Here is a 19,084-nt window from a genome sequence, read left to right as displayed (position 1 = left end):
CGCCACTGCAGGATTTGATCGCCACGCCGCATCGAGAACCATCGTGTCCGCCTCACCTGAACCGTTCACCCCCGCCTTCGGCCTCGGCAATCCGCACCTGCAGACCCTGTGGGGGCCGCTGTGGCGCAAGACCGTGCACCTTGACCGCCAGCGCGAACGGCTGTGGCTCGACGACGGCGACTTCCTCGACCTCGACTGGCACGGCCCCCACAGCGCCGAGGCGCCGTTGGTGCTGGTGCTGCACGGGCTGACCGGATCGTCCAACTCGCCATACGTCGCCGGGATCCAGGCGGCCCTCGCCGCGCAGGGCTGGGCCAGCGTCGCGCTGAACTGGCGCGGCTGCTCGGGCGAACCGAACCTGTTGGCGCGCAGCTACCATTCCGGCGCCAGCGAAGACCTGGCCGAAGCCATCCGCCACCTGAAGGCCAAGCGGCCCTTAGCGCCTTTGTATGCGGTCGGCTACTCCCTGGGCGGCAACGTGCTGCTCAAGCACCTGGGGGAGACCGGCAGCGCCAGCGGCGTGCTCGGCGCCGTGGCGGTGTCGGTGCCGTTTCGCCTCGACCAGTGCGCCGACCGCATCGGCCAAGGCTTCTCCAAGGTCTACCAGGCGCACTTCATGCGCGAGATGGTCGCCTACATCAAGAACAAGCAGCGAAGGTTCCAGCACGACGGCCGCGAAGACGGCCTGGCGACGCTGGCGGCCTTAGGCTCGCTGGAGAACATGCGCACCTTCTGGGACTTCGACGGCCGGGTGACCGCGCCGCTGAACGGCTTCGCCGATGCCCAGGACTACTACCGCCGCGCTTCCAGCCGCTACTTTCTCGGCGAGATCCGCACCCCGACCCTGATCATCCAGGCGGCGGACGACCCGTTCGTGTTCCCCCACAGCCTGCCGCAGGCCGGCGAGCTGTCCGCCTCGACCCGTTTCGAACTGCAGGCCCGGGGCGGCCACGTCGGCTTCGTCGACGGCACGCTGCGCCAGCCCGGCTATTACCTGGAACGGCGCATCCCGCAATGGCTGACCGCGGCCGGGCGCGGTTGACGGCATGAGCGGCCCGGGCGAGTCGATCCGTTTCTGGCAGACCGAGCCGCTGGCCGGGATCGAGCTGCTGTCGGCGCGCTACATCGACCACCGCTTCGCGCCCCATGTCCACGACGGCTACGTGATCGGCATGATCATGGCCGGCGCCCAGCGCTACCGCTACCGCGGCGCCGAACACCTGGCGGGCAGCGGCACCCTGGTGCTGATCAACCCGGACGAACTGCACACCGGCCACAAGGGCACCGACGACGGCTGGCTGTACCGGGCGTTCTATCCCGACACCGGCAAGATCCTGTCGCTGCTGGAAGAACTTGAGCTGCCGACCGCGCCGCTGCCGGCGTTCGGGGCGACGCTGTACCGCGACCCGGACCTGGTCGCCGGTTTCTGCCAGTTGCACCGCCTGCTGGAAAGCCCGGTCACCGCGCTGCAACAGCAAACGGCGTGGCGCGAGATGATGATGCAACTGCTGCAGCGGCACGCGGCGGTGCCGGACGCGGGCAAGCCGGGCAAGGAACACCGGGCGGTGGTGCACGCCAAAGAACTGCTGCGCGCGCAACTGGCGGCGCCGCCTTCACTGGAGGAACTGGCGGCAGCGGTGAACCTGTCGCCCTTCCACTTCGCCCGGGTGTTCCGCCGCGCCACCGGCATGCCGCCCCACACCTGGCTGATGCAGCAACGGATCGCCTGCGCCCGGGGCTTGCTGCAGAGCGGCTGCTTGCCGGTGGAGGTCGCCGCGCAACTGGGGTTTGCCGACCAGAGCCACCTCAGCCGGCAGTTCAAGCAGGTCTATGGCGTGGGGCCGGCGGCGTACCGCAGCGCGCGGCATTCGCTGGCGCGCTGACACGCACTGTTCTGCCTCGCCTTGCGGGAGCGGTGTTTCCGTCAGTGCGGCGTTGCCCGCAAAAGCGTCAGCAAGGCCGCCGCCGGGCGTCCGCTGCGCCTGTCACTCGCCGGTGGCGATGCCCCGGGCCGGGTCGTTGATCCATTCGCTCCAGGAACCGGCATACAGCTCGGCCAACGGATAGCCCGCCAGGCACAGGGCGAACAGGTTGTGGCACGCCGTCACCCCGGAGCCGCAGTAGGCCACCAGTTCGCCCGGCGAGCGGTCGCCGAGCAGCGCGGCGAAACGCTGCTTGAGCCGGTCGGCCGGCAGGAACCTGCCGTCGCTGCCCAGGTTGTCGGTGAACGCCGCGCATTGCGCGCCGGGGATGTGACCGGCGACCGGGTCGATCGGCTCCACCTCGCCCTTGAAGCGCGGCAGGGCCCGCGCGTCGAGCAGGGTCAGGCCGCTCTGGCCCAGGCGCTGCTGCAGCTGCGCGGCGCTCAGCAGCAAGCGCAGGTCCGGCTGACCGCTGAAGCTGCCGCGGACCGTCGACGGCGCATCCAGGCTCAGCGGCAACCCGGCGGCGTGCCAGGCCTTGAGCCCACCGTCGAGGATGAACACGCCGTCGCGCTTGCCCAGCCACGCCAGCAGCCACCAGGCCCGCGCCGCGTAGGCGCCGGGGCCGTCGTCGTAGAGCACGACGTCGCTGCCGGCACCGATGCCGAACGCTTGCAGGCGCTCCACCAGCGCCGCCGGCTCCGGCAGCGGGTGGCGACCGGTCACGCCCTTGACCACCGGGCCGCTGAGGTCGCGCTCAAGGTCGGCGAAATGCGCCCCGGCGATGTGCCCCTCGGCGTAGCTGCGCTGGCCGTAATCCGGATCCTCCAGGGCAAAGCGGCAATCGAGGATCACCAGTCCCGGCTGATCCTTGCGGGCATCCAGCGCTTGAGGGCTGATCAGTTGCGCAATCGGCATAGCGGACGACTCCTTGTTCAAAAGAAGGGGTTACGGCGTTTCTTCGAGGGCCTGGGCCAGCGGCACGTAGAACTCGTCGAACAGGGCGTTGACTTCGTCGCGCGCCTGCTCGGTGACGAACCCCGCCTCCAGCACCAGCACCTGGTACACGCCGCGTTTGACGGCCTGTTCGCTCAGGTGCTTGGCGTTCTCGCGGGTGGTGCACAGGAACCGCACCCAGGAGGTGAGGATGATCCAGGCGTTGAGGGTCAGGGATTCGATCTGCACCCGGTCCATCTTCAGGATCCCGGCGGCGACGAACCCCTCGTAGATGGCCGTGCCCTGGATCACGCAGCGCTGGGAAAAGCGCCGGTAGCGCGCCGCCAGGTCCGGGTCGCTGTCGAGCAGGTGCTCCAGGTCGCGGTGCAGGAACCGGTAGCGCCACATCGCCGACAGCAGCTCCTTGAGGTAGTAGCGCTTGTCCTCGACCGTGGCCGGGCGCCCCTGGGGCGGGCGCAGGAAGCTGTCCACCAGGGTCTCGTACTCACTGAACAGCACGGCGATGATCGCCTGCTTGTTGGGGAAGTGGTAGTACAGGTTGCCCGGAGAGATCTCCATGTGGGCGGCGATGTGGTTGGTGCTGATGCTGCGCTCGCCCTGCTGATTGAACAGCTCGAGGCTGTTCTGCACGATGCGCTCGCTGGTTTTGATCCGTGGGGCCATGGCTTGAGCTTTAATTCAGAGTGCGTTGAGGGGCATCTTACGACCTATCCGGAACGGGATAAAACCTTGCCGCGCCAGGAAGTGAATTGACTTTCTAGAGCATAGACTCTAAAAAGTTCCTCACGACAACAAAACCGGAGCCGACAATGACTGCCGATATCGCCTACCTGCAATCGCTGCAACAGCCGCTGGAAGAGCTCAACCGGCTGTTCGACGCGCAACGGGCCGCCTACGCCGCCAACCCGATGCCACCCGCCGCCCAGCGCCAGCAATGGCTCAAGGCCCTGCGCGACCTGCTGAGCGATGAACGGCAGGCGTTGATCGACGCGATCAGCTCCGACTTCAGCCACCGCAGCGCCGACGAGACCCTGATCGCCGAGCTGATGCCCAGCCTGCACGGCATCCACTACGCCAGCCGTCACCTCAAGGGCTGGATGAAGCCGTCGCGGCGCAAGGTCGGCCTCGCCTTCCAGCCGGCCTCGGCCAAGGTGGTGTACCAGCCGCTGGGCGTGGTCGGCGTGATCGTGCCGTGGAACTACCCGCTGTTCCTGGCCATCGGCCCACTCACCGGCGCGCTCGCGGCGGGCAACCGGGTGATGCTCAAGCTCAGTGAATCCACCCCCGCCACCGGCCTGCTGCTCAAGGCCCTGCTGGCGCGGATCTTCCCCGAAGACCTGGTGTGCGTGGTGCTGGGCGAGTCGGACGTCGGCGTCGCGTTCTCGAAACTGCGTTTCGACCACCTGCTGTTCACCGGCGCCACCAGCATCGGCAAGCACGTGATGCGCGCGGCGGCGGAGAACCTCACGCCGGTGACCCTGGAGCTGGGCGGCAAGTCCCCGGCCATCGTGTCCCGGGACGTGCCGCTCAAGGACGCCGCCGAACGCATCGCCTTCGGCAAGATGATCAACGCCGGCCAGACCTGCGTTGCCCCGGACTACGTGCTGGTGCCGGAAGACCGGGTCGGCGCCTTCGTCGAGGCCTATCGCCAGGTCGCGCACCGGTTCTACCCGACCCTGGCCGACAACCCGGACTACACCGCGATCATCAACGAGCGCCAATTGGCGCGGCTCAACGGTTACCTCAGCGACGCCACCGGCAAAGGCGCGCTGCTGATTCCGCTGTTCGAGCAGGGCCAGGGCCGGCGCATGCCCCACAGCCTGCTGCTCAACGTCAGCGACGACATGACCGTGATGCAGGACGAGATCTTCGGCCCGCTGCTGCCGATCGTGCCGTACCGGGACGTGGATCAGGCATTCTCCTACATCAACCAACGCCCCCGTCCTCTGGCCCTTTACTACTTCGGCTACGACAAGCGCGAACAGGAACGCGTGCTGCACGAGACCCACTCCGGCGGCGTCTGCCTCAACGACACGTTGCTGCACGTGGCCCAGGACGACATGCCGTTCGGCGGCATCGGCCCGTCCGGCATGGGCCACTACCACGGGCACGAGGGGTTCCTGACGTTCAGCAAGGCCAAGGGCGTGCTGGTCAAGCAGCGCTTCAACGCGGCGAAGCTGATCTACCCGCCCTACGGCACAGCGATCCAGAAACTGATCCAGAAACTGTTCATTCGCTGACCACCGTCACCGCCGGGTAATAACAACAATGCACCCAAGCCTGACCGAAACACCTGCGCTGTCGCGCCGCGGCCTGCTGAAGTTCAGCCTCGGCGCCACGGCGTTCCTTGCCACCGCCGGCCTGGGCGCCAGCCTCAGCGGCTGTTCGTCCAGCGTGCCGGCCGGCGGCTATGCCGCGCTGCGCAGCAACGACCTGCCGTTCCTGCGCGCCCTGATCCCGGTGATGCTCGACGGCGCCGTGGCCGCCGACAAAATGGCCGCCGCCGTCGAGGGCACCCTCCAGTCACTCGACCAAGGCCTCGACCACCTCTCGCCGGAAATGCTCAAGCTCAGCCGGCAACTGTTCGACGTGCTGGGCATGGCCGTGACCCGGGGCCCGCTGACCGGGATCTGGGGCAGTTGGGAAAACGCCGACCCCGACGCCGTCCGGCACTTCCTCGAACGCTGGCGGAACAGCTCGCTGAGCCTGCTGCGCATGGGCCACAGCTCCCTGCTGCAGATGGTGATGATGGCCTGGTACAAGCGCGTCGAGTCCTGGGCCCATTGCGGCTATCCCGGCCCGCCCTCTGTCTGAACCGCGTCGCGGCCGCCGCCCCCTGCCGTCCGGCAGTCAACAATAAGAGAGCCTGAACATGCCCGTACCCGACCCGTTCCGCGAAGGCCTCGCCCGCGGCTGGAAGACCCACAACGGCGCGCAGCTGACCGAAGACCTGACCCTGGAAGCCGACGTGGCGATCATCGGCAGCGGCGCCGGCGGCGGCACCACTGCGGAAATCCTCAGCGCCGCCGGCTACAAGGTGCTGCTGATCGAAGAAGGGCCGCTCAAGACCAGCAGCGACTTCAAGCTGCTGGAGGACCAGGCCTACAGCAGCCTCTACCAGGAAGGCATCGGCCGCATGAGCAAGGACGGCGCGATCACCATCCTTCAGGGCCGGGCGGTGGGCGGCACCACGCTGGTCAACTGGACCTCGAGCTTCCGCACCCCGGAGCCGACCCTGGAGCACTGGGCCAAAGAGCACAACGTCAAGGGCCACAGCCCCGCCGACATGGCGCCGTGGTTCGAGAAAATGGAGCAGCGCCTCGGCATCGCCCCGTGGAGGGTGCCGCCCAACGCCAACAACGACGTGATCCGCAAGGGTTGCGAGGCGCTCGGCTACAGCTGGCACGTGATCCCGCGCAACGTGCGCGGCTGCTGGAACCTGGGCTACTGCGGCATGGGCTGCCCGACCAACGCCAAGCAGTCGATGATGGTCACGACCATTCCCGCGTCCCTGGAAAAGGGGGCAGAACTGCTCTACCTGGCCCGAGCGGAAAAACTGCTGATGAGCGGCGACAAGGTCTGCGCCCTGCAATGCGTGGCGATGGACGAACGCTGCGTGGCGCCGACCGGGCGTACGGTCACGGTCAAGGCGCGGCACTACGTGCTGGCCGGCGGCGGCATCAACAGCCCGGCGCTGCTGATGCGCTCGCAGGCGCCGGATCCGCACCGGCGCCTGGGCCAGCGCACGTTCCTGCACCTGGTGAACATGTCCGCCGGGCGCTTCGACGAGGTGATCAACCCGTTCTACGGCGCACCGCAGTCGATCTACTCCGACCATTTCCAGTGGAAGGACGGCACCACCGGCCCCATGGGCTACAAGCTCGAAGTGCCGCCGCTGCACCCGGCGCTGGCCGCGACCCTGCTCGGCGGCTTCGGCCGGGACAACGCGCAGCACATGGCCGACCTGCCGAAGACCCATGCGATGCTCGCCCTGCTGCGCGACGGCTTCCACCCGGACAGCCCCGGCGGCACGGTCGAACTGCGCGGCGACGGCTCGCCGGTGCTCGACTACCCGGTCTCGCCCCACACCTGGGAAGGCCTGCGCCGGGCGTTCCACAGCATGGCCGAAATCCAGTTCGCCGGCGGCGCCAAGGCCGTGATGCCGATGCACGCCGATGCGCGCTACGTGAACAGCCTGGCCGAGGCCCGCGCAATGATCGACGGCCTGGACCTTGCGCTGTACCGCACGCGTCTGGGCAGCGCCCATGTCATGGGCGGCTGCGCGATGGGCGAAGACCCGAAGGCCGCCGTCGCCGACAGCCTCGGCCGGCATCACCAGCTGGGCAACCTGTCGATCCATGACGGCTCGCTGTTCCCCACCAGCATCGGCGCCAACCCGCAGCTGTCGGTGTACGGCCTGACCGCGCAACTGGCGACGGCCCTGGCCGAGCGGCTGAAGAACCCATGAAAGGGCGCCGTTTCCCCGACGTCTATAGTGCTTTCTTACCCAACAGGCGACTTGGCCGACCGGGACGGCTGCGATACCATCCGACTCCCCAACGGATTCCCGCCAGGACGACGCGATGAACCGAGTGTTGTACCCAGGAACCTTCGACCCTATCACCAAGGGCCATGGCGACCTGGTCGAACGCGCCTCGCGCCTGTTCGACCATGTGGTCATCGCCGTGGCCGCCAGCCCGAAGAAAAACCCGCTGTTCCCGCTGGAGCAACGGGTCGAGCTGGCCCGCGAGGTCACCAAGCACCTGCCGAACGTGGAAGTGGTCGGTTTCTCGACGCTGCTGGCGCACTTCGCCAAAGAGCAGAACGCCAACGTATTCCTGCGCGGCCTGCGGGCGGTCTCGGACTTCGAATACGAATTCCAGCTGGCCAACATGAACCGCCAGCTGGCCCCGGACGTGGAAAGCCTGTTCCTCACCCCGTCCGAGCGCTATTCGTTCATTTCCTCGACCTTGGTGCGCGAGATCGCGGCCCTGGGCGGCGACATCAGCAAGTTCGTCCACCCGGCCGTGGCCGAGGCCCTGACCCTGCGCTTCAAGAAGTGACGACCGTTCAAACGGCGCCTGCGTGCACTGCAGGCGCCAATGCGGCACAATTGCGCGCACTGATAGATAGCGCCCGGGCCTGCCGCCCCGGCTGGAGTTAGCATGTCCCTGATCATCACCGACGATTGCATCAACTGCGACGTCTGCGAACCCGAGTGCCCGAACGAAGCCATTTCCCAAGGCGAAGAGATCTACGTGATCGACCCGAACCTGTGCACCCAGTGCGTGGGCCACTACGACGAGCCGCAGTGCCAGCAGGTCTGCCCGGTGGACTGCATCCCGCTGGACGAAGCCCATCCGGAAACCGAAGAGCAACTGATGGCCAAGTACCGCCGGATCACCGGCAAGGCCTGATCCCCCTGAAGCGCGGGCAAGCATCCTGTGACGTGGGAGCTCGCTCCCGCCGGGTGCGCAGCGCCCCCCGGCAAAGGAATGGCCTGCTGCGCAATCCAGCGCGAGCAAGCGCCCTCGCCACCGTCACTCGCGCTGTTCGAACCCCTCCCCCGTGCACCCCAGGCACCGCGCGAACGCCGCTTTTGCCGGCGCCACCACCAGCGCCTCGCCGGCATCGCCGATCCCGCCGCCCAGGGCGGTGAACGGCAACGACACGACAAACACCCCCGCCCCGATCACCGTCGCCACCGTCAGCAACGGCCGGGCGATCAGCAGGTCGCCGATCATGGCGTAGGCCGGCGGGTTCTGGATGGCGTAGCGCGGATCGCCGCTGCCGCCCTCCGTCGCCCGGGCGGGCAGGCTGGAACACAGCGACAGTGCGATGAGCAGGGCAGGAAGGGATTTCATGGCACGATCCTTCGGGCTGAACAGTGAGACACCTCACTATAGACCGTAGGATCCTTTCAGCCGTCTTGCCTCAGGTCTGGCAGCGCGGGCACCAGACGCTGGCGCGCTGGCCGAGCTTGATTTCCCGCAGCCCGGTGCCGCACACCTTGCAGTGCTCGCCGCCGCGGCCGTAGACGAACAGCTCCTGCTGGAAATACCCCGGCTGGCCATCGCCGCCGATGAAGTCGCGCAGCGTGGTGCCGCCGCGCTCGATGGCGGCGGCGAGGATGCGTTTGATCTCGATGGCCAGCTTCAGGTAGCGCGCCCGGGAAATGCCCCCGGCCTCGCGGCGCGGATCGATGCCGGCGGCGAACAGCGCTTCGGTCGCGTAAATGTTGCCCACGCCCACCACCACCGCGTTGTCCATGATGAACGGCTTGACCGCCATCGACCGTCCCCGCGACAGCTGGAACAGCCGCTCGCCGTCGAACAGGTCGGTCAACGGCTCAGGCCCCAGGCGGATCAGCAGCTCGTGGTGCAGCGGATCGGTGCTCCAGAGCATGGCGCCGAACCGGCGCGGATCGGTGTAGCGCAGGGCCAGGCCCGATTCGAGCTCGATGTCGACATGCTCATGCCGGCCCGCCGGCAACCCGGCCTCCACCAGCCGCAGGTTGCCCGACATGCCCAGGTGGCTGATCAGCGTGCCGACCTCGGCGTTGATCAGCAGGTACTTGGCCCGCCGGTCGACCTGCACGATGCGCTGGCCGGACAGCCGTACATCGAGGTCTTCGGGGATCGGCCAGCGCAGGCGCCGCTCGCGCACGATCACCCGGCTGACCCGCTGGCCCTCCAGGTGCGGGGCGATGCCCCGGCGGGTGGTCTCGACTTCCGGCAGTTCAGGCATGTCGTTCTCGAATCAATGGGCGCCGAGTTCGCGGATCGTCTGCTTCAGGGTCTCGAAGTCGTACTCCGACAGGCCGACGTAGTCGAGCACCAGGGGGCCGACGCAGTTCCACTCGTGGTCTTCGGCCTGGTTGCCCAGCACCCGGTAGGAGGCGCAGATGTGCTCGGCCATCTTGAGGATCGCCAGCAGGTTCTTCATCTGGTTGTTGCGCGACGACTCGTCGCTGAAGATCGCCAGCGCGTTGTGGTGGTTGGCGATGGCGTTGCTGACGTGCTCCGGCAGGCGCCAGGACTTGGCGGTGTAGTAGCCGACCACCGAATGGTTGGTGTTGTAGACACGGTTCTCGGTGTCCACCACCCGGCATTCGGCGCTGGCGCTGGCGTAGGCCTCTTCGAGCGTCGACATGTAGTCGGGGAAGCGCTGCAGCATCAGCGGCACGCCGCAGTCATGGAACAGGCCCAGCGCATAGGCCTCGTCGCACGCCTCGGTGCCGACGCGCTTGGCCAGGGTCAGGCAGGTCATCGCCACGTCCTGGGCGGTGTCCCAGAAACGGTTGAGGGTGACGATGGTGTCGTCGTTCATCTCGCCCTTGATCGACTGCGCGTTGATCAGGTTGATGATCGAGCGGCTGCCCAGCAGGTTCACCGCGCGCTTGATCGAGGTGATCTTGTTGCTCAGGCCGTAGTACGGCGAATTGACGATCTTCAGCAGCGAGCCGGACATGCCGGGATCCTGGGAGATCAGCTTGGCGATCGTCTCCAGGTCCGGGTCGGGCATGTACTGCTCCATTTGCAGATCCACCATGATCTGCGGCTGCGCGGGCACGCTGATGCCCTGCAGGGACTGTTGAATCTGTTCGGTGGTCAGCTCTTGGGACATAAGTACACACTCTGGGACAGGCGGCGATTCTAACCCCTAAAAACCGACGAACGACACATCGCAGGGCAGATCGGCCAAATCTTTCATTGAAGACCACCCCGGCGACTGCGTCTGGCGGCCTGCGCAAAATGCGCGGCAGACCCGCCGGCGGCGGGTGATTCATCGCTCCTGCGGCCCGCGTCGCGCGCAACACGGTATACTCCCGCTCTTTTTTTCCGGAGCGACGTCATGTCCCTGCCTAGCTTGCGCCTCAAAGCCAACGCCGACCGTCGCCTGCGCGCCGGCCACCTGTGGGTCTACAGCAACGAAATCGACGTGGCCGCCACCCCGCTGCACGGCTTCAAGGCCGGCGACCAGGCCCTGCTCGAAGCCGCCGGCGGCAAGGCGCTGGGCATCGTGGCGATGAGCCCGAACAACCTGATCTGCGCCCGCCTGCTGTCCCGCGACGCCAAGCTCGCCCTGGACAAGTCGCTGCTGGTGCACCGCCTGAACGTGGCCCTGTCCCTGCGCGAGCGCCTGTTCGACAAGCCGTTCTACCGCCTGGTCTACGGCGACTCCGACCTGCTGCCGGGCCTGGTGGTCGACCGTTTCGGCGACATCCTCGTGGTGCAGCTCGCCTCGGCCACCATGGAAGCCCACAAGGCCGACGTGATCGCCGCGCTGACCCAGGTGCTCAAGCCGAGCGGCATCCTGTTCAAGAACGACTCGGCCGCCCGCGATGCCGAGGGCCTGGAGCGCTACGTCGAAACCGTGTTCGGCGTGGTGCCGGAGTGGGTGCCGCTGGAAGAGAACGGCGTGAAGTTCGAAGCCCCGGTCATCGGCGGCCAGAAGACCGGCTGGTTCTACGACCACCGCATGAACCGCGCGCGCCTGGCGCCGTACGTCAAGGGCAAGCGCGTGCTGGACCTGTACAGCTACATCGGCGGCTGGGGCGTGCAGGCCGGCGCGTTCGGCGCCAGTGAAGTGTTCTGCGTCGACGCCTCGGGCTTCGCCCTCGACGGCGTGGAGCGCAACGCCGCGCTGAACGGCTTCGCCGACAAGATGACCTGCATCGAAGGCGACGTCTTCGAAGCCCTGAAGGAACTCAAGGCCAGCGAAGAGCGTTTCGACGTCATCGTCGCCGACCCGCCGGCGTTCATCAAACGCAAGAAAGACCTGAAGAACGGCGAAGGCGCCTACCGCCGCCTGAACGAGCAGGCCATGCGCCTGCTGACCAAGGACGGCATCCTCGTCAGCGCGTCGTGCTCGATGCACCTGCCGGAAGACGATCTGCAGAACATCCTGCTGACCAGCGCCCGCCACCTGGACCGCAACATCCAGCTGCTGGAGCGCGGCGCCCAGGGCCCGGACCACCCGGTGCACCCGGCCATCCCGGAAACCCGCTACATCAAGAGCATCACCTGCCGCCTGCTGCCCAACAGCTGATACGCGGCCGGACAGCAAAACGGGGAGCCCATGGGCTCCCCGTTTTGCTTTTGGCCTGCGCCCCGCCCTGTTTCATAGAACTTCCTACATGTTCCTTCCTACAGGCTTGCAGGATATTTCATTAAAAGAAACATCCAGCAAGAAACAACTTACAAGTCCAAAAACAATCGGTAAGCACTCCGACAAAATTACTGGAACATTCCTACCAAATATCCGCTTGCCAACAATCCATTACAAACTATGATTGAGTTGTCACCACGAGGTGACTTCAATTACCAATGAACAAGGAGTTCATCAAATGAAAGCAATCACTCTGGAAACCAACAAAATCGCAAACCTGGCTTTTCTGGTCGCCCCTAAAGCCCGCTAAGTAAATGAAGGCGCCGGAGCACGCCGGCACTCCGGCGCCTTCAAAGGCTCACAGCACAGAGTGAATCGCCTCATGCACATCAACCCTTATGTTTTCATACTGCCCAAGCCGCCTACCCAGATAGTCTGGAACTATAAAGACCACACGCAATACGAACTCGACGCCCGTTATTCGACTCGTCTTGCGCAACTTATAGAAAACCCGAACAACTTTGACGACAACAACATCATAGACGCACAACTTCTGGCAGCCGGAATATTAACCGCTTCAAAAAGCGACATGCCAGAATGGGGATGGGACGAACTTTCAAAGATCTTTCATATCGGCACCCAAAACATCCCTTTTGAACACCCCCCACAGAACATTCAAGAATGGTCCAGGCAATACCTGGAACATTGCACCGACGTACTGGCCACGCCAGCGCCCGTCGACACCCGGACACCGCCGGACACCCAAACGCACATCGCCCTGCCCGAACCGTCCCGGCTGACCGGCGCCGACCTGCACGCCACGCTGCTTGGCCGCAAGACCTGCCGCTCCTTCACCCAGGCCCCCGTTGCGCTCACCGACCTGAGCACCCTGCTGTACCTGACGCTCGGCCACCTGCGCGAACGCAGCCCCGACGACAACGCCGCCCCGGGCCTCACTGCACGGCGCAGCAGCCCGTCCGGCGGCGGGCTCAACGCCTGCGAAGGCCTCTTGCTGGTACAGAACGTCAGCGGCCTGGCGCCCGGCGTCTATGCCTACCATTCGGCGCAGCACGCCTTGAGCCTCACAAACCCGCTGCCTGACTCGGCACTGGGCAACCTCTTGTGCGGCCAGCACTTCATCAACGATCTGCCGCTGGGCCTGTTCATCACCGCCCGGTTCGACCGGCTCTGGTGGAAGTACCCCCACTCACGGGCTTACCGGATGGCATTCGTCGAGGCAGGGCATCTGTCCCAGACCTTTCAGCTGGTGGCCACGGCATTGGGCCTCAACACCTGGCTGACCGGTGCGTTCGCCGACGGCCCGGTCGAAACCCTGCTCGACCTCGAGGGCAGCCCCGAACAGCCCTTGTTCTTCGTCGGCTGCGGCAAAAGCGATGGTCAGGCCATGTGCCGGGAACTGAGGGATCTGCTGGAACGACAGGCGGTGACGTCATGACCCGACTGCTCGATGTCCCGGCCGAACCGCCGGTGTCCTGGGCGCTGCGCTTCACGCTGGGAGAATGGGACACCCGCGCCTCGGTGCGGGTCAGCCGCCACGACTACCCATTGCCTGCGGACCTTGCGCAGCAACTGGAGTCCCGTCACTGGTTCCCGCCGGGTTTCCTGCCTTACCTGTCCCATCCGGCCATCGAAGCGGCGGGGCGCGAGGTCATCCACCGCCTGACCGCCAACCACCTGGTGCATTTTCTCGACTACACCACGCTGCTCGAACACCGCATCGTCAACCGGTCGGTGGAGACCATCGTCCATGGCGAGATCCCCGCCTATGTGCCCCCGCGCATGAAGACCGCCGCCCTCCAGCTCTACACGGACGAGGGGTATCACGCGCTGTTCTCCAACCAGTTGGCCGAACAGATCGCCGCGCACTACGGCTTCACCCAGCGTCCGGCCATGCCCCGACGGATCACCCGGCTCAACGCCCTGATCGAGCGCACGCCGCAGCACAGCCGGCCGCTGGCGTGGTTCCTGCTCGGCTTCGTCTCGGAGACCCTCATCGCCCGCGAACTGCTCGACGTCTGCCGTGACAGCCTGGTGTCCTGCGTCGCCGACATGCTGCGCGACCATCTGGGCGACGAGGCCCGTCACAGCCGCTACTTCGCCGAGGTGTTCCATTACCTCTGGCTGACCATGAACACCCGCAAAAGGACGTTCACGGCCAGAACGCTTTTGGAGGCCATCGGCATCTTCTTCGAGGTCGACGAGGCCTGGCTGCTCCAGAGCCTGCGCGGTGCCGGGATCGATGAAGGATCGGCCACGGACATCGTCGCCGAATCGGCCACCGCGCAGGCCAACCGGCGCCGCGCCCGGGCAGGCGCCGTCGCCACCCTCGCTGCGCTGACCAAGGCCGGATTCTTCGCCTTGCCCCACAACCGCAGACTCTTCGCCAAGGCAGGACTGATCGATGAATGAAGGAACTGTGGCGGCGACCGCCCGCCAACGTCGCGGGGCCGTGGGCCTGTTGCTGGCGATGGTGCTGCTCGGCGTGTTTCCGCTGGATGTCCTGCTGCCGTCGTTTCCGGCCCTGGCCGAGCACTTCCGGCGCACGCCCACGGACATCGCGCTGTCGATCAGCGTGTTCGCCGTGGGCATCGCCTTCTCTCAGTTGCTGATAGGCCCATTGTCGGACGTGATCGGGCGCAAGTGCCTGCTGCTGGCCGGGATCGCGGTCTCGATCCTCGGCGCCGTCGGTTGCCTGCTGTCCCGCGACTACGCGCTGTTCCTGGCGTTCCGGGTGGTGCAGGCAGCGGGCTGCGGCTGCTTCGTGCTGTCCCAGGCCCTGGTGCAGGACCTGTTCGACGGGGAAGAACGTGACCGGTTGCGGATCCTGATGGTCACCGCAGGCGGCCTCTTCATCTCGGTGTCGCCGTTGGCCGGCACCCTGCTGCAATCCGCCTTCGGCTGGCGCGCCAGCTTCTGGGCATTCGCGGCCCTGGCCTCGGTGGTGCTGCTCAAGGCCGGGCTGTTCCTGCCAGGCGGCCGGCCGGCGGCCGCAGGCGCCCCGGCGCACTTCCTCCTGACCTACCGCCGGGTGCTGGGCGACTTCGACTTCCTCGGTTACTGGCTGATATCGGCCTTCGCCTTCGCCTGCCACTTCTCGTTCATCGTGATTTCGCCGCTGATCTTCATGGATCGCCTGCAACTGTCCGCCTACGAGTTCTCCCTTGTCCTGCTGGTCTACGGCGCCGCCTATGTGCTGGGGGGGATCGTCGCCACCGTGCTGAGCCGACGGATCACCCCCGCCCGCCAGATCAGCGCAGGGCTGGGCCTGATCCTGCTGGCGGGCCTGGCCTTGCTGTGCCTGCCTTCGGGTTTTGCGCTGACCCCGGCGACGGTGCTGGTGCCGATGCTGATCTGCACCGCCGGCACCACCATCGTCCGGCCGGCGGCCACCTCCCGGGCCATGGACCTGTACCCCGAACACGCGGGCACGTCGGCCTCGGCCGGCAGCACCCTGGTCTTCATCTGCGGCGGCGCGATCAGTGCCTTGATCAGCCTGAGCCCGGCCGACCTGCAGCCCACCCTCGGCGGCTGCTTCCTGATCCTCGGCGGCGTGGCGCTGGGGTTGAACGCCCGCATCAACCGTCGGGCCGCAGGCCTTCGTCACGGCACCGTCGCGCAGCCGGGCCGCGACTGAAACCGCCGGCCGTCATCCCGCAGGCGCCCTCGGCGGCCGAACAGCGTTTTGCGCCATTCCCTCCAGACGCCAGCGGTGTAGAATCGCGGGATTCATCGCCATTCATCCCCGGCGGGTTTATGAGCTCAGGCTGAGGCAAGCGGCGATCCCGCAAAGTCATCGGCAACATCAGGACACACGGCCATTTTCGGGTGTTCCGGACGTCAACAGAAGCTCACTCCCCTTTAGTACCTGATTAGCCGCCCGGAGTGCTCCAATGCCTGATTACCGTTCAAAGACTTCCACCCACGGCCGCAACATGGCCGGCGCCCGCGCACTGTGGCGCGCCACCGGGATGAAGGATGACGACTTCAAGAAGCCGATCATCGCCGTCGCCAACTCCTTCACCCAGTTCGTGCCGGGCCACGTCCACCTCAAGGACCTGGGCCAACTGGTGGCCCGCGAAATCGAACGGGCCGGTGGCGTCGCCAAGGAATTCAACACCATCGCCGTGGACGACGGCATCGCCATGGGCCACGACGGCATGCTCTATTCGCTGCCGAGCCGCGAGATCATCGCCGACTCCGTCGAGTACATGGTCAACGCCCACTGCGCCGACGCCATCGTCTGCATCTCCAACTGCGACAAGATCACCCCCGGCATGCTGATGGCCGCCCTGCGCCTGAACATCCCGGTGATCTTCGTCTCCGGCGGCCCGATGGAAGCCGGCAAGACCAAACTGGCCAGCCACGGCCTCGACCTCGTCGACGCCATGGTGATCGCCGCCGACTCCAGCGCCTCTGACGAGAAGGTCGCCGAGTACGAGCGCAGCGCCTGCCCGACCTGCGGTTCGTGCTCCGGCATGTTCACCGCCAACTCGATGAACTGCCTGACCGAGGCCCTGGGCCTGGCGCTGCCGGGCAACGGTTCGACACTGGCCACCCACAGCGACCGCGAACAGCTGTTCCTCGAGGCCGGCCGCACCATCGTCGAGCTGTGCAAGCGCTACTACGGCGAGAACGACGAGTCGGTGCTGCCGCGCAACATCGCCAACTTCAAGGCGTTCGAGAACGCCATGATGCTCGACATCGCCATGGGCGGTTCGACCAACACCATCCTGCACCTGCTGGCCGCCGCCCAGGAAGCCGAGATCGCCTTCGACCTGCGCGACATCGATCGCCTGTCGCGCAAGGTGCCGCAGCTGTGCAAGGTCGCGCCGAACATCCAGAAGTACCACATGGAAGACGTGCACCGCGCCGGCGGCATCTTCAGCATCCTCGGTTCGCTGGCCCGCGGCGGCCTGCTGCACACCGACCTGCCGACCGTGCACAGCCGCAGCATGGAAGAAGCCATCGCCAAGTGGGACATCACCCAGACGAACGACGAGGCCGTGCACCACTTCTTCAAGGCAGGCCCTGCCGGCATTCCGACCCAGACCGCGTTCAGCCAGTCCACCCGCTGGCCTTCCCTGGACGACGACCGTGAGAACGGCTGCATCCGCAGCGTCGAGCACGCCTACTCGAAAGAGGGCGGCCTGGCCGTGCTGTACGGCAACATCGCCCTGGACGGCTGCGTGGTGAAGACCGCCGGCGTCGACGAGTCGATCCTGGTCTTCGAAGGCAACGCGAAGATCTTCGAAAGCCAGGACAGCGCCGTGCGCGGCATCCTCGCCGACGAAGTGAAGGAAGGCGACATCGTCATCATCCGCTACGAAGGCCCGAAAGGCGGCCCGGGCATGCAGGAAATGCTCTACCCGACCTCCTACCTGAAGTCCAAGGGCCTGGGCAAAGCCTGCGCCCTGCTCACCGACGGCCGCTTCTCCGGCGGCACCTCGGGCCTGTCCATCGGCCACGCTTCGCCGGAAGCGGCGGCGGGCGGCGCCATAGGCCTGGTGCAGGACGGCGACAAGGTGCTGATCGACATCCCGAACCGCTCGATCAACCTGTTGATCAGCGACGAAGAACTGGCCGCGCGCCGGGTCGAGCAGGACAAGAAAGGCTGGAAACCGGTCGAACAGCGTCCGCGCAAAGTCACCACCGCCCTGAAGGCCTACGCCCTGCTGGCCACCAGCGCCGACAAGGGCGCGGTGCGCAACAAGGCGATGCTCGACGGAATGTGAAAAAGCGGCAAGCGGCTAGCTACAAGCGGCAAGTAGAAGCTCGACGGCTTTTACTTGAAGCTTGCAGCTAGCTCGACGCCTTTTACTTGCAGCTTGCAGCTTGTCACTTGCAGCTGCTTTTATCGGATCTCTTCGGGCTTGACGATCACCCAGTTCTTGTCCGCCGTCACCGGCAAGCCTTCCTTGGCTTGAATGTAAAAAAGCTGCGAGCGGCTAGCTACAAGCGGCAAGTAGAAGCTCGACAGCTTTTACTTGAAGCTTGCAGCTTGTCACTTGCAGCTGCCTTTATTGGATCTCTTCGGGCTTGACGATCACCCAGTTCTTGTCCGCCGTCACCGGCAAGCCTTCCTTGGCCTGGGCCGCGGCGTGCTTGGCCATCATGCCGTTGAGCTGGGTCATGTACTTGTCCTTGCGGTTGACCCACAAGTGGATGCCGCCCTTGGCCACGTCGACATCGTGGAACAGCATGTAGCCGTCGCTGCTCGGGGTGTCGCCGCCCACCAGCACCGGTTTCTTCCATTCGTCGATGTAGGTCAGGATCGCCGCGTGCTTGCCGGCCATCCAGGTGGCCGGGGTCCACAGGTACGGGGTCAGCTCCAGGCCGAGGTTGGCCTTCTCGTCATACTTGCCGGCGGTGATCTGCTTGCGGGCGGTGGTCAGCTCGCCGGTCTTGGGGTCCTTGAGCAACAGCGACACGCCAATGACGTTCTGCGGCTTGACGTTGTAGCCGTACTTCGGATCCGCCGCGACCATGCGCACCAGCTCCTCCGAGGCGGCAGTCATCACGTAGACCTCGATGCCGTTCTCCATCAGCTTGTTGTACAGCTCTTGCTGGCCGGTGAAGAGCTTCGGCGGATTGACGTCGAGTTTCTTGACCACGTCGCCTTCGTAATAGGTGGCCGGCACCGGCTTGCCCGAGGCCATCATTTCGTCGACGTAGCCCTTGAGCTCCTTGAGGGTGAAGCCGGAGAACACTTGCGCCACCCACGGGTAGCAGACCATGTCGTCGACTTCGCAGAGGCGATAGTAGTAGCTGAACAGGCTTTCCTTGTGGTCGGCGGTGTCCTTGAACGGCATCAGCTTCAGGGAGGGGTCGAGCTTGTCGCGGGTGATCAGGCCCTTGTTTTCCATGAACGGCAGCAGCGATTCTTCAAGGTCGTAGCGGTAACTGGTGTTGTCCATGTCGAACACCGCGTAGTTGCCCTTGTTGGCGTTGGCCGCGATCATCGCGTCCAGGGCCTTGGCCTGATCCGCCGGCCAGTGCTTCAAGTCGGTGGCGAGCGCCTGGCCAGCGAGGCCAAGGCAAAGTGCGGCAGCCAGAAATGTCGGTGCGAATTTCAT

General features: G+C 65.9%; 18 protein-coding genes. 12 read left to right on the top strand and 6 right to left on the bottom strand.

Annotation, left to right across the window (positions count from 1 at the left end; genetic code table 11):
- Nucleotides 1-43 precede the first annotated feature (43 nt).
- Both KVG96_RS26215 and KVG96_RS26210 read left to right on the top strand, forming a co-directional pair.
- On the top strand, nt 44-1,042 hold the full coding sequence (locus KVG96_RS26215) for a hydrolase (protein WP_217894608.1): 999 nt from the start codon (nt 44-46) through the stop codon (nt 1,040-1,042).
- 4 nt (nt 1,043-1,046) lie between these two features.
- A complete protein-coding gene (locus KVG96_RS26210) occupies nt 1,047-1,883 on the top strand; it encodes an AraC family transcriptional regulator (protein ID WP_217894607.1) in 837 nt (278 codons plus the stop codon).
- Between the two features lie 102 nt (nt 1,884-1,985).
- On the opposite strand, the gene KVG96_RS26205 is transcribed toward KVG96_RS26210, so the two are convergent.
- Together KVG96_RS26205 and KVG96_RS26200 are read right to left on the bottom strand one after the other, a co-directional pair.
- The gene (locus KVG96_RS26205; protein WP_217894606.1) at nt 1,986-2,840 is read right to left on the bottom strand and encodes a sulfurtransferase; all 855 of its coding nucleotides are present in this window, start codon (nt 2,838-2,840) and stop codon (nt 1,986-1,988) included.
- Nucleotides 2,841-2,870: 30 nt separating this feature from the next.
- A complete protein-coding gene (locus tag KVG96_RS26200) occupies nt 2,871-3,542 on the bottom strand; it encodes a TetR/AcrR family transcriptional regulator (RefSeq protein WP_085580894.1) in 672 nt (223 codons plus the stop codon).
- Between the two features lie 146 nt (nt 3,543-3,688).
- On the opposite strand from KVG96_RS26200, the gene KVG96_RS26195 reads away from it, so the two are divergent.
- From KVG96_RS26195 to KVG96_RS26175, 5 genes are all read left to right on the top strand, one after another.
- Complete coding sequence (locus KVG96_RS26195; RefSeq protein WP_217894605.1) at nt 3,689-5,119, top strand: coniferyl aldehyde dehydrogenase; 1,431 nt, start codon at nt 3,689-3,691, stop codon at nt 5,117-5,119.
- A gap of 28 nt (nt 5,120-5,147) precedes the next feature.
- Nucleotides 5,148-5,693 carry a twin-arginine translocation pathway signal protein gene (locus KVG96_RS26190; protein WP_217894604.1) on the top strand — a complete coding sequence of 182 codons (546 nt, stop codon included), beginning with the start codon at nt 5,148-5,150 and terminating at the stop codon, nt 5,691-5,693.
- A gap of 58 nt (nt 5,694-5,751) precedes the next feature.
- Nucleotides 5,752-7,347, top strand: a complete 1,596-nt coding sequence (locus tag KVG96_RS26185) for a GMC family oxidoreductase (RefSeq protein WP_217894603.1) — start codon at nt 5,752-5,754, stop codon at nt 7,345-7,347.
- Nucleotides 7,348-7,462: 115 nt separating this feature from the next.
- A complete protein-coding gene (gene coaD, locus KVG96_RS26180; protein WP_085580902.1) occupies nt 7,463-7,942 on the top strand; it encodes a pantetheine-phosphate adenylyltransferase in 480 nt (159 codons plus the stop codon).
- A gap of 102 nt (nt 7,943-8,044) precedes the next feature.
- A complete protein-coding gene (locus KVG96_RS26175) occupies nt 8,045-8,296 on the top strand; it encodes a YfhL family 4Fe-4S dicluster ferredoxin (RefSeq protein WP_009683359.1) in 252 nt (83 codons plus the stop codon).
- Between the two features lie 123 nt (nt 8,297-8,419).
- Here KVG96_RS26175 and KVG96_RS26170 read toward each other — a convergent pair whose 3' ends face one another.
- The 3 genes from KVG96_RS26170 to KVG96_RS26160 form a co-directional block, all read right to left on the bottom strand.
- Nucleotides 8,420-8,743 carry a multidrug transporter gene (locus tag KVG96_RS26170; protein WP_217894602.1) on the bottom strand — a complete coding sequence of 108 codons (324 nt, stop codon included), beginning with the start codon at nt 8,741-8,743 and terminating at the stop codon, nt 8,420-8,422.
- Between the two features lie 70 nt (nt 8,744-8,813).
- On the bottom strand, nt 8,814-9,626 hold the full coding sequence (gene mutM, locus KVG96_RS26165; RefSeq protein WP_085655852.1) for a bifunctional DNA-formamidopyrimidine glycosylase/DNA-(apurinic or apyrimidinic site) lyase: 813 nt from the start codon (nt 9,624-9,626) through the stop codon (nt 8,814-8,816).
- A 12-nt stretch (nt 9,627-9,638) separates the two neighbouring features.
- Nucleotides 9,639-10,451: an HDOD domain-containing protein gene (locus tag KVG96_RS26160; RefSeq protein ID WP_170929954.1), complete on the bottom strand. Its 813-nt coding sequence runs from the start codon at nt 10,449-10,451 to the stop codon at nt 9,639-9,641.
- A 282-nt stretch (nt 10,452-10,733) separates the two neighbouring features.
- Between KVG96_RS26160 and KVG96_RS26155 the strand changes: the two genes are divergently transcribed.
- The 5 genes from KVG96_RS26155 (at nt 10,734) to ilvD (ending at nt 17,743) form a co-directional block, all read left to right on the top strand.
- Nucleotides 10,734-11,930, top strand: coding sequence for a class I SAM-dependent rRNA methyltransferase (locus KVG96_RS26155; RefSeq protein ID WP_085580910.1), 1,197 nt, complete (start codon nt 10,734-10,736; stop codon nt 11,928-11,930).
- A 442-nt stretch (nt 11,931-12,372) separates the two neighbouring features.
- On the top strand, nt 12,373-13,446 hold the full coding sequence (locus KVG96_RS26150; protein WP_217894601.1) for a SagB family peptide dehydrogenase: 1,074 nt from the start codon (nt 12,373-12,375) through the stop codon (nt 13,444-13,446).
- Nucleotides 13,443-14,420: a diiron oxygenase gene (locus KVG96_RS26145; protein ID WP_217894600.1), complete on the top strand. Its 978-nt coding sequence runs from the start codon at nt 13,443-13,445 to the stop codon at nt 14,418-14,420. Before KVG96_RS26150 ends, KVG96_RS26145 begins: the two co-directional genes overlap by 4 nt.
- Nucleotides 14,413-15,645: an MFS transporter gene (locus KVG96_RS26140; RefSeq protein WP_217894599.1), complete on the top strand. Its 1,233-nt coding sequence runs from the start codon at nt 14,413-14,415 to the stop codon at nt 15,643-15,645. Before KVG96_RS26145 ends, KVG96_RS26140 begins: the two co-directional genes overlap by 8 nt.
- Before the next feature lie 256 nt (nt 15,646-15,901).
- Complete coding sequence (gene ilvD, locus KVG96_RS26135; protein WP_217894598.1) at nt 15,902-17,743, top strand: dihydroxy-acid dehydratase; 1,842 nt, start codon at nt 15,902-15,904, stop codon at nt 17,741-17,743.
- 285 nt (nt 17,744-18,028) lie between these two features.
- On the opposite strand, the gene KVG96_RS26130 is transcribed toward ilvD, so the two are convergent.
- On the bottom strand, nt 18,029-19,084 hold the full coding sequence (locus tag KVG96_RS26130; protein ID WP_217894597.1) for an HAD family hydrolase: 1,056 nt from the start codon (nt 19,082-19,084) through the stop codon (nt 18,029-18,031).

The sequence above is a fragment of the Pseudomonas ekonensis genome, from assembly GCF_019145435.1.
Classification (GTDB): domain Bacteria; phylum Pseudomonadota; class Gammaproteobacteria; order Pseudomonadales; family Pseudomonadaceae; genus Aquipseudomonas; species Aquipseudomonas ekonensis.
The sequence above is the reverse complement of the archived record's forward strand: the minus strand, read 5'-3'. Positions and strand labels throughout refer to the sequence as shown.

What these genes read in the sequence shown, in the direction of transcription:
- KVG96_RS26205 (WP_217894606.1), bottom strand. Translation starts at nt 2,840, where the DNA reads ATGCCGATTGCGCAACTGATCAGCCCTCAAGCGCTGGATGCCCGCAAG.
- mutM (WP_085655852.1), bottom strand. Translation starts at nt 9,626, where the DNA reads ATGCCTGAACTGCCGGAAGTCGAGACCACCCGCCGGGGCATCGCCCCG.
- KVG96_RS26130 (WP_217894597.1), bottom strand. Translation starts at nt 19,084, where the DNA reads ATGAAATTCGCACCGACATTTCTGGCTGCCGCACTTTGCCTTGGCCTC.
- KVG96_RS26210 (WP_217894607.1), top strand. Translation starts at nt 1,047, where the DNA reads ATGAGCGGCCCGGGCGAGTCGATCCGTTTCTGGCAGACCGAGCCGCTG.
- KVG96_RS26170 (WP_217894602.1), bottom strand. Translation starts at nt 8,743, where the DNA reads ATGAAATCCCTTCCTGCCCTGCTCATCGCACTGTCGCTGTGTTCCAGC.
- KVG96_RS26185 (WP_217894603.1), top strand. Translation starts at nt 5,752, where the DNA reads ATGCCCGTACCCGACCCGTTCCGCGAAGGCCTCGCCCGCGGCTGGAAG.
- KVG96_RS26200 (WP_085580894.1), bottom strand. Translation starts at nt 3,542, where the DNA reads ATGGCCCCACGGATCAAAACCAGCGAGCGCATCGTGCAGAACAGCCTC.
- KVG96_RS26175 (WP_009683359.1), top strand. Translation starts at nt 8,045, where the DNA reads ATGTCCCTGATCATCACCGACGATTGCATCAACTGCGACGTCTGCGAA.
- KVG96_RS26145 (WP_217894600.1), top strand. Translation starts at nt 13,443, where the DNA reads ATGACCCGACTGCTCGATGTCCCGGCCGAACCGCCGGTGTCCTGGGCG.
- KVG96_RS26140 (WP_217894599.1), top strand. Translation starts at nt 14,413, where the DNA reads ATGAATGAAGGAACTGTGGCGGCGACCGCCCGCCAACGTCGCGGGGCC.
- ilvD (WP_217894598.1), top strand. Translation starts at nt 15,902, where the DNA reads ATGCCTGATTACCGTTCAAAGACTTCCACCCACGGCCGCAACATGGCC.
- KVG96_RS26150 (WP_217894601.1), top strand. Translation starts at nt 12,373, where the DNA reads ATGCACATCAACCCTTATGTTTTCATACTGCCCAAGCCGCCTACCCAG.
- coaD (WP_085580902.1), top strand. Translation starts at nt 7,463, where the DNA reads ATGAACCGAGTGTTGTACCCAGGAACCTTCGACCCTATCACCAAGGGC.
- KVG96_RS26155 (WP_085580910.1), top strand. Translation starts at nt 10,734, where the DNA reads ATGTCCCTGCCTAGCTTGCGCCTCAAAGCCAACGCCGACCGTCGCCTG.
- KVG96_RS26190 (WP_217894604.1), top strand. Translation starts at nt 5,148, where the DNA reads ATGCACCCAAGCCTGACCGAAACACCTGCGCTGTCGCGCCGCGGCCTG.
- KVG96_RS26195 (WP_217894605.1), top strand. Translation starts at nt 3,689, where the DNA reads ATGACTGCCGATATCGCCTACCTGCAATCGCTGCAACAGCCGCTGGAA.